The organism is Pseudomonas fjordensis, from assembly GCF_976987115.1.
On the sequence record NZ_OZ336860.1, the window covers coordinates 2,004,907 to 2,019,903 of the forward strand.

A 14,997-nucleotide genomic window follows, 5' to 3' on the forward strand; every position below is an offset into this window, starting at 1 on the left:
GCTTTGACATGAGTGGCAACTTCCTCGCCCTGGCGCAGCCGGGCGTGCAACAACTCTCGCCTTACGTTCCAGGCAAGCCTGTGGACGAGTTGGCCCGCGAGTTGAATCTGGACCCGTCCAAGATCGTCAAGCTGGCGAGTAACGAAAACCCGCTGGGGCCGAGCCCCAAAGTGTTGGCGGCGATTCGTGAAGAGCTGGCCGAGCTGACCCGTTACCCCGACGGCAACGGTTTTGCGCTCAAGTCGCTGCTGGCGGACAAGTGCCGGGTCGAGTTGAATCAGGTGACCTTAGGCAATGGCTCCAACGACATACTTGAGCTGGTCGGCCGTGCCTACCTGGCGCCAGGTTTGAACGCGGTGTTCAGCGAACACGCGTTTGCGGTCTACCCGATCGTGACCCAGGCGGTGGGGGCAGATGCTCGCGTGATTCCTGCCAAGGACTGGGGTCATGACCTGCCGGCGATGCTGGCAGCCATCGATGCTCAGACTCGCGTGGTGTTTATCGCCAACCCGAACAACCCGACCGGTACCTGGTTTGACGAGCAGGCACTGAACGAATTCCTGCAGGATGTGCCGGAGCACGTGCTGGTCGTGCTGGACGAAGCCTACATCGAGTACGCCGAAGGCAGCGACCTGCCCGACGGCCTGGATTTCCTCGCGGCCTACCCGAACCTGCTGGTGTCGCGTACGTTCTCCAAGGCTTACGGCCTGGCGTCGTTGCGGGTCGGTTATGGCTTGTCCACGCCCGTGGTCGCCGATGTGCTAAACCGCGTGCGCCAGCCGTTCAACGTCAACAGCCTGGCCCTGGCGGCCGCCTGTGCGGCGGTGAAGGATGCCGAATACCTGGAAGAAGGCCGTCGCCTCAATGAAAGCGGCATGCTGCAATTGCAGGAAGGCTTTCGTGAGCTGGGCCTGGGCTGGATTCCGTCCAAGGGCAACTTCATCTGCGTCGACCTCGGCCAAGTGGCCGCGCCGGTGTTCCAGGGCTTGCTGCGCGAGGGCGTGATCGTGCGCCCGGTGGCCAACTACGGCATGCCGAACCACCTGCGTATCACCATCGGTTTGCCGGCTGAGAACAGCCGCTTCCTTGAGGCGCTGACCAAGGTTCTGGCCCGTGGTTGATGTCACTGCATTGCAACCTGCTGTGCCTATGATCGGTCGCCTGGTGGTGGTCGGCCTGGGGTTGATCGGTGGCTCCTTCGCCAAAGGCCTGCGTGAAAGCGGCCTGTGTGGCGAAGTGGTGGGCGTGGACCTCGACCCGCAATCGCGCACGTTGGCGGTGGAGTTGGGCGTGGTGGACCGCTGTGAGGCGGACCTGGCCGTTGCGTGCCAGGGCGCGGATGTGATCCAGCTCGCCGTGCCGATCCTGGCCATGGAAAAACTGCTGGCGGTACTGGCGGGTATGGACCTGGGGCAAGCAATTCTTACCGATGTGGGCAGCGCCAAAGGCAACGTGGTGCGCGCTGCACAACGGGCGTTTGGTGGCATGCCGCCGCGTTTTGTGCCGGGCCACCCCATTGCGGGTTCCGAGCAGAGCGGGGTGGAGGCCTCCAATGCGCAGCTGTTCCGTCGGCATAAGGTCATCCTGACGCCGCTTGCGCAAACCGATCCAACGGCGTTGGCAGTGGTGGATCGTCTCTGGCGCGAGCTGGGCGCGGATGTGGAGCATATGCAGGTCGAGCGTCACGACGAAGTGTTGGCAGCCACCAGCCACTTGCCGCATCTGCTGGCATTTGGCTTGGTGGATTCGTTGGCCAAGCGCAACGAGAACCTCGAGATATTCCGGTACGCGGCTGGTGGTTTTCGCGATTTCACGCGGATTGCCGGCAGTGATCCGGTGATGTGGCACGACATCTTCCTCGCCAATCGCGAAGCGGTGTTGCGCACCCTGGACACCTTCCGCAGTGACCTCGACGCCTTGCGCGACGCGGTGGATGCGGGAGACGGCCATCAACTGCTGGGCGTGTTCACCCGGGCACGGGTGGCGCGTGAACATTTCAGCAAGATCCTCGCGCGCCGGGCCTATATGGAAACCGCAGTGAACACCGATGACCTGACCTTCATCGCCAGCCCGGGTGGCCGCTTGAGCGGGCGCATTCGCGTGCCGGGTGACAAGTCGATCTCTCATCGTTCGATCATGTTGGGGTCGTTGGCCGAGGGTGTGACCGAGGTGGAAGGCTTCCTTGAGGGTGAAGACGCCCTGGCGACCTTGCAGGCCTTTCGCGACATGGGCGTGGTGATCGAGGGGCCACACCATGGGCGCGTGACCATTCACGGTGTCGGCCTGCAGGGCCTGAAGGCTGCGCCGGGTCCTATCTACGTAGGCAATTCCGGCACGTCGATGCGCCTGTTGGCAGGTGTATTGGCGGCGCAGAGCTTCGACAGCGTGCTGACCGGCGATGCCTCGCTGTCCAAGCGCCCGATGAACCGCGTCGCCAAGCCGTTGCGGGAAATGGGCGCGATCATCGAAACCGGGCCGGACGGGCGTCCGCCGCTGAGCATTCGTGGCGGGCAATCGCTCAAGGGCTTGAACTATGTACTGCCCATGGCCAGTGCCCAGGTGAAATCCTGCCTGTTGTTGGCGGGGTTGTACGCTGAGGGCAAAACCTCGGTGACCGAGCCTGCACCGACTCGCGACCACACCGAGCGCATGCTGCGCGGCTTTGGCTACCCGGTGGCGGTGCAGGGCGCGACGGCATCGTTGGCGTCAGGGCATGGGTTGACCGCTACGCGTATTGAAGTGCCAGGAGATATCTCGTCTTCGGCGTTTTTCCTGGTGGCGGCCTCGATTGCCGAGGGATCCGAGCTGCTGCTGGAGCATGTCGGTATCAACCCGACCCGCACCGGGGTAATCGACATCCTGCGGCTGATGGGGGCTGATATCACCCTCGAAAATCAGCGCGAGGTGGGCGGCGAGCCGGTTGCGGATTTGCGTGTGCGTGCCGCCGTGCTCAAGGGTATCGAGATTCCACAGGCCCTGGTGCCGTTGGCAATTGATGAGTTCCCCGTGCTGTTTATTGCTGCAGCCTGCGCTCAAGGCCGCACCGTTTTACGCGGGGCCGAGGAGCTGCGCCTCAAGGAGTCCGATCGCATCCAGGTAATGGCCGACGGTCTGTTGGCCCTGGGTGTGAAGTGTGAACCCACGCCTGATGGGCTTATCATTGACGGTGGCCCGATGGGCGGCGGTGAAGTGCATGCCCATGGCGATCATCGGATTGCCATGGCGTTCAGTGTGGCTTCCCTGCGGGCGACGGCGCCTATTCGTATCCTTGACTGCGCCAATGTTGCTACGTCTTTTCCGAACTTTCTGACACTGTGTGCCCAAGTCGGCATCCGTGTTGCCCAAGAGGCTCAATTGTGAATATCAAAGCACCGGTGATTACCATCGACGGGCCTAGCGGCTCGGGCAAAGGCACAATCGCTGGCATTCTGGCCAAGCGCCTGGGTTGGTGTCTGCTGGATTCTGGCGCGCTGTACCGCCTGCTGGCGTTTGCTGCGCACAACCATGGTGTGGACCTGACCAACGAAGAATTGCTGACCAAACTTGCCGCCCATCTGGATGTGCAGTTCATTGCGGCGACCGAGGGTCAGCTGCAGCGCATTATTCTGGAAGGTGATGAAGTCAGTGATGTGATTCGCACCGAGAGTATCGGCGCGGGTGCCTCCCAAGTGGCCGCGCTGCCTGCCGTGCGCGAGGCGCTGCTGCAGCGCCAGCGCGCATTCCAGGAAGCGCCGGGCCTGGTGGCCGATGGCCGCGACATGGGCACGGTGGTGTTTCCCGAGGCGCCGCTGAAGATTTTCCTGACCGCCAGCGCCGAGGAACGGGCACGCCGCCGATACTTGCAGTTGAAGGGCAAAGTCGATGGTGTTAGTCTGTCGAGTCTGCTAGATGAGATCCGTGCACGCGATGAGCGTGATACCCAGCGTGCGGTAGCCCCGCTCAAGCCGGCGGCTGACGCCATACAGCTGGATTCCACGGAGTTGTCCATCGAGCAGGTGCTGGAACGCATCATGAGTGAAATCGCCATTCGCGATATCGCCGGGTGATCAAGAAGGCCGCAGGGGACCAGTCATAGTCCTGCGGTGGCTTCTTTTAACTGAAACTGACCCACACCGTCTGGGGTGTGGAGATGGGCGTATTCTTCGCCCTTATCAACAGGAATTAAAATGAGCGAAAGCTTTGCGGAACTCTTTGAAGAAAGCCTAAAAACCCTGAACCTTCAGGCAGGCTCCATCATCACCGGTGTTATCGTTGATATCGATTACCAAGCTCGCTGGGTAACCGTTCACGCTGGTCTGAAGTCTGAAGCTCTGATCCCGCTGGAACAGTTCTACAACGATGCTGGTGACCTGACTATCAATGTCGGTGACGAAGTTCACGTTGCTCTGGACTCGGTTGAAGACGGTTTCGGTGAAACCAAGCTGTCCCGTGAAAAAGCCAAGCGCGCTGAATGCTGGATTGTTCTCGAAGCAGCCTTCGCAGCTGAAGAAGTGGTCAAGGGCGTTATCAACGGTAAGGTTAAAGGCGGCTTCACTGTCGACGTTAACGGCATCCGTGCGTTCCTGCCAGGTTCTTTGGTCGACGTTCGTCCAGTGCGCGACACCACGCACCTGGAAGGCAAAGAACTGGAATTCAAAGTCATCAAGCTCGACCAGAAGCGCAACAACGTTGTCGTTTCCCGTCGCAGCGTGCTGGAAGCAGAGAACTCCGCCGAGCGTGAAGCTCTGCTGGAATCCCTGCAGGAAGGCCAACAAGTCAAAGGTATCGTCAAGAACCTCACCGATTACGGCGCATTCGTCGATCTGGGTGGCGTCGATGGCCTGCTGCACATTACCGACATGGCTTGGAAGCGTATCAAGCATCCTTCCGAAATCGTCAACGTTGGCGACGAGATCGATGTCAAGGTTCTGAAGTACGATCGTGAGCGTAACCGCGTTTCCCTGGGCTTGAAGCAGCTGGGCGAAGATCCATGGGTTGCTATCAAAGCTCGTTACCCAGAAAGCACTCGCGTCACCGCGCGTGTTACCAACCTGACCGACTACGGCTGCTTCGCAGAGCTGGAAGAGGGCGTGGAAGGCCTGGTACACGTTTCCGAAATGGACTGGACCAACAAGAACATCCACCCTTCGAAAGTCGTACAAGTCGGCGACGAAGTGGAAGTTATGGTTCTGGACATCGACGAAGAGCGTCGTCGTATCTCCCTGGGCATCAAGCAGTGCAAATCTAACCCATGGGAAGATTTCTCTGGCCAGTTCAACAAGGGCGATAAAATCTCCGGCACCATCAAGTCGATCACCGATTTCGGTATCTTCATTGGTCTGGACGGCGGCATCGACGGCCTGGTTCACCTGTCCGACATCTCCTGGAACGAAGTTGGCGAAGAAGCTGTTCGTCGTTTCAAGAAGGGCGACGAGCTGGACACCGTTATCCTGTCGGTTGACCCAGAGCGCGAGCGCATCTCCCTGGGCATCAAGCAACTGGAAAGCGATCCGTTCTCCGAGTACGTTCAAGAGAACGACAAAGGCGCCATCGTTAAAGGCACTGTGAAAGAAGTTGACGCCAAAGGCGCCATCATCGTTCTGGCCGACGATATCGAAGCGACTCTGAAAGCCTCCGAAATCAGCCGTGACCGCGTTGAAGACGCGCGCAACGTTCTGAAAGAAGGCCAGGAAGTAGAAGCCAAGATCATTAGCGTTGACCGCAAGAGCCGCGTGATTCAGCTCTCCATCAAGTCGAAAGACGAAGTGGAAGAGAAAGAAGCTATCCAGAGCCTGAAAGAAGCTGCTCCGGAAGCTGCTGCTGACACCACCATGGCGGCACTGCTGCGCCAGGCAATGGCTAAGCAGAACTAAGTTCTGTAAAGCTATAGAAAAAGGGCGACTTCGGTCGCCCTTTTTTGTGCCTGAAATTTGATGAAGCAACTGCACCGAACCAAGGCATTCAGCCCAATGTCAGAACTGACTATAGTCTTGAAAGCGGCTATTTCGCGTTGCTGACTCAATAAGGGTTTGAATGAACAGAATTATCGTAATACTCGCCTTGCTGGTACTTGCAGGCTGCTCCTCCACCAGCGCCAAGACCCACGCCAAGCGCGGCGTCAGCGGAATCGAGATCGACTGCTCTGGCCTGGGCAACAAGTGGGAAAAGTGCGAGAAGCGCGCCGCCCGTGAGTGCAAGATGCAGGGCTACAAGGTCATTACCCGTTCCAGTGATGCCGAGGACGAAGAGGGCGACTACCTGTTCGGCTGGAACCCTGCTGGCGCGGTGACGCGGACCATGTTGGTGATCTGCAAGTAAGGGGTTGACCGCTCGCTGGGCGTGTTTATTCAGTCCCAGATAAGTTGACACATGGGCTGTTCAAATTCATCAACTCATGCTAAAACCTTCGGAGCGCTTTTCCTAGCTGCTTGAAAAAGAAGGGAAAAATATGACGAAGTCGGAGTTGATCGAACGAATAGTCACCCATCAAGGGCTGCTCTCATCCAAGGATGTGGAGCTGGCTATCAAGACCATGCTTGAGCAAATGTCCCAATGCCTCGCCACCGGAGACCGCATCGAAATCCGCGGCTTCGGCAGCTTCTCCCTGCACTACCGCGCACCCCGCGTAGGCCGCAACCCAAAAACCGGCCAATCCGTCAGCCTCGACGGCAAATTCGTTCCTCACTTCAAGCCGGGCAAGGAATTGCGCGATCGGGTGAACGAAGAAGAGGAAGAAGGCGTCTGAGTGTTTTTGGGGAAGGAGAAGGGTATGCGTGGGGTTAAGCGCGTTGTTGCAGTATTGATTGCGGTGCTGGCGGCGTTGGTGGTTTTGGCGTTTGTGCTGGAGAACCAGCAGGGCGTGGCACTGTCGTTCCTGGGGTGGAGTACTGCGCAGATGCCGGTGGCGGTGTTTGTGGTGGTGGCTTTGATTGTGGGGATGGTGATTGGGCCGGTATTGGGGGTGGTTGTGCGTAGGCGTCGGGGTAAGGCGGTGGTTTAGGGTTTAGGGTTTAGTTTTAGGAGAAAGGGAAGGGCGGTATTGGCGACCGTTTGTCAGAAACCATGCCATGTCGCGCGCTTTGAACTGCCTACCTACCTAGCCCTGTTGGTTGCGACAGTTCTCCTAGAAAATCAGAATCGCCTGACAGACATGTCAAGACTTGTAATATGCCAAAGAGATGGCAGAATGGAATCTGTTCTCGATAACAGGCATTTTGTGCGCTCAAAATTTGGCAGAGACGCTGGGTTTTGGCGATCACCTAATTAGAATAAAAAAACGCAATTTTGTCTGCATAACGAGCCCGCAGTTTCTCTTTGAAGGCAGGTTTTTGTTGTGAGTAGTAGCTTCCGCGTTCCTTCTGTACCTCCCTCTGGCGAAGTTGATATTGCCGCAGTTTTTCAAGCTGTTTGGCAGCAGAAATTCCTTGTTTTATTTGTGTCCGTGGGGGTAACACTGGCTGCGGCAGCCTATGCCTTCACTGCGAAACCTGAATACCAAGTAAGTAGTGTGTTGCGTCCTGCGGCCATTAACGAACTGGATGCCTTGAATCGGTCGGAAGTCTACCAATTGCCGCCAGGTGATGCGCTCATCAAAGTAGGTGCGTCGTTAGAGTCCTATGAGACCCGACTCAATTTCTTCAGGGCCAACCAGGCGTTGTTCAAGCCTTTCGAGCGACCAGGGCGCACGCTTGAACAAAGCTTTGATGCCTTTAATCGCGACTCCCTCAAGTTGGTTCTGCCTGACCCGAAAAAATCTGATTCATTAAGTGCGTACATTGGGCTTGGACTCAACTACCCGAAAGGTATTGATGGCGTCAGCGTGCTTAACAAATTCGTTGATTATGCTATCGATGCCGAGCGTGAACAGATCGCCGCTGATTTGCGGGTAATTGTAAAAAATCGCCTGACCGAGCTGGAAGGAAAGATCGAAGCTGCCCGGTCCAGCTACAAGACAGATAAGGATGCGCGAATTGCGACGCTCCAAGAGGCTGATAATCTTAAGCGAGCACAGTTGCAGGACGAGTTGAAAGCCTTGCGTCAGCAGATCAAGACTGCGCGGCAAGACCGGATTGCGCAATTGGGCGAGGCAATCGCGATTGCCAAATCTCTCGGCATCGAGAAGCCGACGACACCGTCCGCGCTGGGTGAAAAAACGGGTGGTTCCAGCGAGAGCAGCAGCGTGATGCGAACAGAGATTAATAACCAGCAGATACCGCTGTATTTCATGGGTGTCGAAGCACTGTCGGCTGAGCGCACGGCGTTATTGCAACGCAAGTCTGATGATTTTACTGAGGGCCGAATTGCCCAAATTGCTCGTGAGTTGCAATTGCTGCAGAGCAATCGGGAAATTGAGGTGTTGAAGCAGCGTCAGAACGAAGACCTGTTTCTTTCGGGGGTCGAGCCCCTGAGGGCCGAAGTCGTACGCCTGAAAAATTTGGGCAATCTCGATATCAGCAATATGAAGCTGGTCACAATAGATCGTAAAGCGCTTGAGCCACTCAGGCCTGTGAGCCCCAATAAAATATTGATACTGGCCATTGGAGTATTGGTGGGGGGGATCCTGGGTGTTCTAGCCGCACTGATCAGGCATTTTATCATCAGTGGTCGTCGCGCCAAACAGCAAGAGGTCACGCCTGTGCTTGCTGGTGCTGCAGGTAAGTCATTGCACGAGAGAGTGATATCGTAATTGCGCCCCTCGCGCACCTAGCAAGCCATGATCGTAGAGGTCATGGCTCACTATTGACCCCGGTCTAGCTTTTACTGGGTACCTTCATTTGCGATTCAATAACAACTCATCTCCCTGTGTTTAGCCCTTGCTGTCCTCCAAGGCGTTTTTGGTCCGGCATGCGTGACCTGTGTCACGCCAGGAGATGGCATATTGCCATTTGTTCGGTCGGCCTCTACCCCCTACAAGACTTTTCACTGTTCGTTTTGTTGGTGGGGGGGAGCGCTGTATCATCACGTTCTTTGTGGCGCTCGTGAATGCTGTGTCGGTATAGGAAGGACTTGCTCTGACATGGTGTCAGATGTGGCTTGGGATGAGTCGTATTTTGTCGGTAATAATCGAGTAAACCTCTGCCCGAATGGGGGGGATCTGAACGTTAAGGATGTGTTTTAGATATGACAATGTTGAAGCGTAAGGGGATCATTCTTGCCGGAGGTGCGGGTACCCGTCTGTACCCACTGACGCTGGGAGTGTCTAAGCAAATGCTCCCCATTTATGACAAACCGATGATTTTTTATCCGCTGTCGGTGTTGATGCTGGCAGGCATCCGTGAAATTTTGATTATCTCGACGCCCGATGACCTGCCAGGATTCAGGAAATTGCTGGGTGATGGCAGCCAGTATGGTGTGCAACTAAGTTATGCAGAGCAACCCAATCCCGATGGCTTGGCACAGGCGTTCATCATCGGCGAGGAGTTTATCGGCACAGATCCCGTATGCCTGATCCTTGGCGACAATATTTTCTACGGCCAGCATTTTTCCGACAATCTACGATCTGCCATGTCGCAGACATCCGGCGCCACGGTCTTTGGCTATCACGTATCAGATCCAGAACGCTTTGGCGTGGTTGAGTTTGACCAAGCCGGGCGTGTACTCAGCATCGAAGAGAAGCCCGCCAAACCCAAGTCGAACTATGCGGTCACGGGGTTGTATTTTTACGATAACCAAGTGGTGGAGGTCGCTAAAAGTATTCGCCCCTCATCACGTGGTGAACTTGAAATTACCGATGTGAACCGTGTTTATCTTGAGCAAAAAAGTCTGACTGTTGAAATGTTGGGCCGAGGCTTTGCTTGGCTGGACACTGGGACACATGAGTCACTGCTGGAAGCGAGTCAGTTTGTGCACACTATTGAGCACCGGCAGGGCTTGAAGGTGGCTTGCCTTGAAGAAATCGCTTTCAATGCCGGCTGGATCTCGCCAGAACAATTGGCGACCCAAGTGCAGCACTTGAGCAAGACGGGATACGGCCAATACCTGCGGAACCTTCTGACTGAGCATAAGAGCTGATGAAGTTTATAGAAACCAAGCTGGCCGGTGTGGTTATCATTGAGCCCAAAGTATTCGCGGATGACCGTGGATGGTTTATGGAAAGTTTCAATGAGCCGTTGTTTCATGAACAACTCGCCGAGTTTGGTCACCCCATCCCGCGACCATTTGTGCAAGACAATCACTCCTGCTCAAAAAAGCACGTCTTAAGAGGGCTTCATTTTCAGCGTGATCCTCATGCCCAGGGCAAATTGGTACGAGTTACCGCAGGTAGCGCCTATGACGTGGCGGTGGATATCAGAAAGGGCTCGGAAACATTTGGTCAGTGGCTGGGGGTTGAACTCTCCGCAAAAAATGGCCGGATGCTTTGGATTCCAGAGGGGTTTGCACACGGCTTTTTGGCGTTGGAGGACAATACTGAGTTTCTCTACAAGACCACAGATACCTATTCCAAGGCTTGTGAGCAATCGATCAACTGGAATGACCCCGCCATTGGCATCCAATGGCCAGTGACTGAAGGGTTGATCATCAGTCAGAAGGATGAAGAGGCACCGTTGCTCTCGCAAGTAGTGTGCTCTGTTTCGGCACTGACGGGCAATGTGACGTCGAGTGAGTTGCAAGTAATTGGAGATGACCGTGGCAGCCTGATTGCCCTGGAGCAAGGGCGTGATATCCCGTTCGACGTCAGGCGAGCCTATTATATTTTCAATACCAAGGCGGGCATCAGCAGAGGCTCGCATGCGCATTTCAGGTTGGAGCAGTACATTATCTGCTTGTCAGGCAAATGCAGAATTCTGATCGATGACGGCGTGAAGCAGGAATCGATATGGCTGGATGCCCCGAATAAGGCCATTCACATCAAGAAACTGATTTGGCGCGAGATGCACGACTTCAGTGAAGATTGCGTTTTGCTGGTATTTGCAAGCAATCATTACGATGAAGGCGACTATTTGCGAAATTACGATGATTTCATGCGTGCGGTGAAACGATACGCTTGATTGAGCAAGACGCTTGATGCGATCCGGGGTTGGAAAGCCAGCCTTAAATAACGCGGGCCCATCAAGCGGCTACAGATTGCGGGGCGCAGCAACCGCTGCGCCTTCATGCACCCATAACGAAGCACCGACGTCAGGTATTTTTGATGATTCCATTTCTCGATTTAAAAGCATTGAACGCGGCTCATCGTGAAGAGCTCATTGAAGCGGCGACACGTGTCATTGATTCGGGTTGGTATATTCAAGGCGAATGCCTCAAGCGCTTCGAGGAAGAGTTCACGGCGTACACCGGTGCCCGTCACACGGTGGGGGTTGCGAACGGTCTGGATGCATTGATTTTGACCATCCGTGCGTGGAAAGAGCTGGGGAAGCTCAAAGATCACGATGAAGTGATAGTGCCAGCCAATACCTACATTGCCACATTGCTGGCCATCACCGAGAACGAGCTGACGCCGGTTTTGGTTGAGCCTGACGCAGACACCTATAACTTGTGCCCCAAGAATATAGAGCGAGTGTTGACTGACAAAACTCGATTGATCATGCCTGTCCACCTCTATGGACAGTTGGCTGACATGCCCGCAATAGATGCAATTGCCAAGCGTGAGAACCTGCTGGTACTAGAAGATTCTGCTCAAGCTCACGGAGCGCAAGTGGCAGGCAAGAGTGCGGGCAATTGGGGTGATGCGTCAGGATTCAGTTTTTACCCGGGCAAGAACCTAGGGGCGTTGGGAGATGCAGGGGCCATTACCTCCAGTGATGCCGAACTGGTCAATATGATTCAGGCACTTCGAAACTATGGTTCTCATGAGAAATACAAGAATCTGGTGCAGGGCGTAAACAGCCGGCTGGACGAGATTCAGGCTGCTATGTTGAGCGTGAAGCTCAAATATTTGCAGGGTCAGATCGAGGCGCGTCGACGCGTTGCCGCTATCTACATGGCGGGAATAAAGAATCCGTTGATCAAACTGCCATTGGATTCCAGTGTTGATGTGATGAATCATATCTCGCACGTGTGGCATCTTTTTGTAGTGCGATCCGAGGTGCGAGAGGCGCTGCAGAGTCATTTGACTGAGTCAGGTGTTCAAACATTAATTCATTACCCAATACCACCTCATAAGCAACAGGCTTATGCGAAGTCGGACTTTTTCAATAAATCATTTCCTATCACAGAACGTATCCACCGGGAAGTATTAAGCTTGCCGATCAGTCCGGTGATGACCGACGCTGACGCTCAGCGTGTCGTTGAGGCCTGCAATAGCTTTTCTGTAGACGCCTGATATGACGCTGCTTCGAACTAGCTTCCTCAACGGTATTGCCGTCATTATCAAGATGCTCACGTTGCTGGGCATTAACAAAATGCTCGCCATTTATGTGGGACCTTCCGGGTATGCTGCGTTAGGCCAGTTTCAAAATGCTGTGCAAATGGTAACGACGTTTTCGACGGGCGCTATCAGCAATGGGGTGACTAAATACACTGCTGAATATAAAGACGATGAAGACGCACAGCGTCGGGTGTGGCGTACTGCGGGAACGATTGCGTTAATCGGCTCGGTTGTAACTTCCATACTGATTGTCTGTTTCAGCAAGCCGCTGGCGGTGTGGTGTTTTAATGATGAGTCTTTGTACAGCGTCTTTATTTGGTGCGCTGCTACAGTTGTATTTTTCTCGTTCAATACCTTGCTGCTCGCCATTCTCAATGGCAAAAAGGAAATCAGCCGATATATCCTGGCCAATATCGGCGGGAGTTTCCTTTCCTTACTGGTCACTATCATCATGGTCGTACAATACGGTCTCTATGGTGCATTGATCTCCCTAGTGCTCTATCAATCCATCGCCTTTTTTGTGACGTGTTTACTGTGCTATAGAACACCGTGGTTTCGGTTTTCGAATCTGCTCGGTCGGTTGGACAAGCAAATTGCCATAAATTTGACCAAGTTTACCGCCATGGCACTCACTACGGCGGCATGTGTGCCAGTCAGCCATATTTTGGTGCGGAACTATCTCGGATCGGAGTTTGGTTGGGAGACCGCTGGATATTGGGAGGCCATGTGGCGTCTCAGTACCGCCTATCTGCTGTTGGTGACGACAACGTTGGGCTTGTATTTTCTGCCTAAGTTGTCAGAACTGATCAATCCGGAGGATATCAGGAAGGAGATCGTGCAAGGCTATAAGCTGATTTTGCCCGTTGCGATGATCTGTGGATTGGTGATTTACCTCTTGAGAGACTTCATTATCGGCTTACTGTTTACCAGTGCATTCAGCCCCATGAGAGACTTCTTCGCATGGCAGATGCTGGGCGACACGCTGAAGATCGCTAGTTGGATACTTGCCTACCTGATGCTGGGCAAGGCGATGGTTAAGATGTACATCGTTACAGAAGTGATTTTTGCGTTCGGATTTTATCTGCTGACAATCGTGTTGACAAAGGTAGGTGGGCCGATTGGCGTAACGTGGGCTCATGCGGTTAACTACGGTTTTTACTTGGTAGTCATGTACTTTCTTATTTATAGAAAGCTAAATCAAAATAATGCTGTATGAGGTCTTTTTGCCCATGAGTCGCTTGCTATCCTCACTTCGCGATTTAATTTTAACGCAAAAAGATATCAATAAGAGTATCGAGTTGGCCGAGGCCTATGGCGCCATACTTTGGGCGGTTGATAAAGGCATCTACGATGATCCAGAACTGGAGATTTTACTAGCCGGCAGGTGCATGAGCTTCGTTCATGAAGATGACGTTGACGCACCTTCGAAAGATTGTATTCATGTGATATCCGAGCCTTATTTGATCGGAGGGCATACCCGGCTGATGGAGCAGCTTGCTACGATGCACTCGGAAAAGCCTGACCTGTTGATAACCCGCCAAAGTGATGAAGCTGCGATTGAGCGTACTCGTGTCTTTTTTAATGAGTGCACTGTCTTACAGTTTCATACGCCGTTGCAAAAAATCACTGAAATTATCGAGTGCCTGAAGGCCTATAAGCGGGTGGTTTTGCATATCCATCCGGACGACATGACTACGGTCATTGCCTGCAATATTCTAAAAGGCATGACGAATGCAAAAGTCTTTTTTGTAAATCATGCGGATCATGTATTCACTTACGGCAGTTCGGTTGCTGATGTCTATTTCGAAATCAGCACGTTTGGCCAGCAGCGGGATAAAAAGAAAAGTATTTCAGGATCGAAGTCCTTTTTGGGCATCCCGTTGAACACTCGCTTAGTCAAAAAAGCACATCGTCTGCCTGCGAAAGGTGATGCATTGAACTTTTTTAGCGCGGCGTCCCCCTTCAAATTCAAACCAGTCAAACACTATGATTCAAGGCCGACGATTCACCGGGTTTTGTCAGAGTTTAAAAGCGCCACTTTCTGGATAGTTGGAGCTAATCCCTATACCAATATTTGGTGGTGGCCGTTAAAGCTTAAGTATTGGCGGCGCTTTAGAATTTTATCGTCAGTGCCGTATGAAAGTTATCTGAAACTTCTGGAAGGCGCTGACTTTTACGTGGATAGCTATCCTACACCCGGCGGTACCGCATTTGCGGAGCAGCTCGTGAGCGGTCGTCGCTGCGTGGGTCTTCGCGCGCCGATACAAGGTTATTCGCCTGCGGACAATCTTAAAAGTAAGAACGTAGACGATTTAATGACGAGTATTCTCCAGTGTGACAATGACCCTGCGGTAATTGAGTCAGTTTACGCCGTGAATGGCTATGACGCCGTTAAGGCCCGCTACCTAGCGTGTCTCTATGACGATGTGTTATGCGCTAACGAGATGGAGCACTATGTTGCATGGTCGGGGGATGTTGCTGCCTATGAACAGGCAGGGAAAATTACCTCAGCTATTCCCCCAGTGGTAATTGCAAAGTTGATAAGTTTCGATAAGGGATTTTTGTTGGCTGTGTTGCGTGAGTTGAGTGCAGTGCAGAAAATTAAGATGGTATTTAAGTTGCTAATTTTGAAGATTAAAAGTTTAGCCGGGAAAGCCGTAGGGTCGGTTAAGGTATGAGGGCGTTAGCGCTGCGTTTTTTTATAATATTGC

General features: G+C 53.8%; 13 protein-coding genes and 1 pseudogene. All 14 read left to right on the forward strand.

Annotated features, from left to right (window positions below; translation table 11 throughout):
• Nucleotides 1-8 precede the first annotated feature (8 nt).
• Complete coding sequence (gene hisC, locus ACWHXD_RS09260) at nucleotides 9-1,121, forward strand: histidinol-phosphate transaminase (protein ID WP_138762137.1); 1,113 nt, start codon at nucleotides 9-11, stop codon at nucleotides 1,119-1,121.
• 28 nt (nucleotides 1,122-1,149) lie between these two features.
• Nucleotides 1,150-3,360, forward strand: a complete 2,211-nt coding sequence (locus tag ACWHXD_RS09265; protein WP_238344560.1) for a bifunctional prephenate dehydrogenase/3-phosphoshikimate 1-carboxyvinyltransferase — start codon at nucleotides 1,150-1,152, stop codon at nucleotides 3,358-3,360.
• The gene (cmk, locus tag ACWHXD_RS09270) at nucleotides 3,357-4,046 is read left to right on the forward strand and encodes a (d)CMP kinase (RefSeq protein ID WP_003189772.1); all 690 of its coding nucleotides are present in this window, start codon (nucleotides 3,357-3,359) and stop codon (nucleotides 4,044-4,046) included. The genes ACWHXD_RS09265 and cmk overlap by 4 nt, the downstream gene beginning before the upstream one ends.
• A gap of 120 nt (nucleotides 4,047-4,166) precedes the next feature.
• Complete coding sequence (gene rpsA, locus ACWHXD_RS09275; RefSeq protein WP_003189774.1) at nucleotides 4,167-5,852, forward strand: 30S ribosomal protein S1; 1,686 nt, start codon at nucleotides 4,167-4,169, stop codon at nucleotides 5,850-5,852.
• Between the two features lie 160 nt (nucleotides 5,853-6,012).
• Nucleotides 6,013-6,297: a hypothetical protein gene (locus ACWHXD_RS09280; RefSeq protein WP_003189775.1), complete on the forward strand. Its 285-nt coding sequence runs from the start codon at nucleotides 6,013-6,015 to the stop codon at nucleotides 6,295-6,297.
• 130 nt (nucleotides 6,298-6,427) lie between these two features.
• On the forward strand, nucleotides 6,428-6,724 hold the full coding sequence (ihfB, locus tag ACWHXD_RS09285; RefSeq protein WP_003189779.1) for an integration host factor subunit beta: 297 nt from the start codon (nucleotides 6,428-6,430) through the stop codon (nucleotides 6,722-6,724).
• A 24-nt stretch (nucleotides 6,725-6,748) separates the two neighbouring features.
• On the forward strand, nucleotides 6,749-6,979 hold the full coding sequence (locus ACWHXD_RS09290) for a lipopolysaccharide assembly protein LapA domain-containing protein (protein ID WP_003189781.1): 231 nt from the start codon (nucleotides 6,749-6,751) through the stop codon (nucleotides 6,977-6,979).
• A gap of 333 nt (nucleotides 6,980-7,312) precedes the next feature.
• A complete protein-coding gene (locus ACWHXD_RS09295) occupies nucleotides 7,313-8,665 on the forward strand; it encodes a Wzz/FepE/Etk N-terminal domain-containing protein (protein WP_069557167.1) in 1,353 nt (450 codons plus the stop codon).
• A gap of 434 nt (nucleotides 8,666-9,099) precedes the next feature.
• Entirely contained in the window at nucleotides 9,100-9,990 is an 891-nt protein-coding gene (gene rfbA, locus ACWHXD_RS09300) for a glucose-1-phosphate thymidylyltransferase RfbA (protein ID WP_138762135.1), read from the forward strand.
• A pseudogene (rfbC, locus tag ACWHXD_RS09305) lies at nucleotides 9,990-10,535 on the forward strand (dTDP-4-dehydrorhamnose 3,5-epimerase); the annotation flags it as partial. The gene rfbA and the pseudogene rfbC, both read left to right, overlap by 1 nt.
• Nucleotides 10,536-10,568: 33 nt before the next feature.
• Complete coding sequence (locus ACWHXD_RS09310; protein WP_256557711.1) at nucleotides 10,569-10,967, forward strand: sugar 3,4-ketoisomerase; 399 nt, start codon at nucleotides 10,569-10,571, stop codon at nucleotides 10,965-10,967.
• 143 nt (nucleotides 10,968-11,110) lie between these two features.
• On the forward strand, nucleotides 11,111-12,241 hold the full coding sequence (locus ACWHXD_RS09315; protein WP_138762134.1) for a DegT/DnrJ/EryC1/StrS family aminotransferase: 1,131 nt from the start codon (nucleotides 11,111-11,113) through the stop codon (nucleotides 12,239-12,241).
• A 1-nt stretch (nucleotide 12,242) separates the two neighbouring features.
• Nucleotides 12,243-13,502 carry an O-antigen translocase gene (locus ACWHXD_RS09320; protein WP_138762133.1) on the forward strand — a complete coding sequence of 420 codons (1,260 nt, stop codon included), beginning with the start codon at nucleotides 12,243-12,245 and terminating at the stop codon, nucleotides 13,500-13,502.
• A 13-nt stretch (nucleotides 13,503-13,515) separates the two neighbouring features.
• Nucleotides 13,516-14,964 carry a hypothetical protein gene (locus ACWHXD_RS09325; RefSeq protein ID WP_069557184.1) on the forward strand — a complete coding sequence of 483 codons (1,449 nt, stop codon included), beginning with the start codon at nucleotides 13,516-13,518 and terminating at the stop codon, nucleotides 14,962-14,964.
• Nucleotides 14,965-14,997 lie beyond the last annotated feature (33 nt).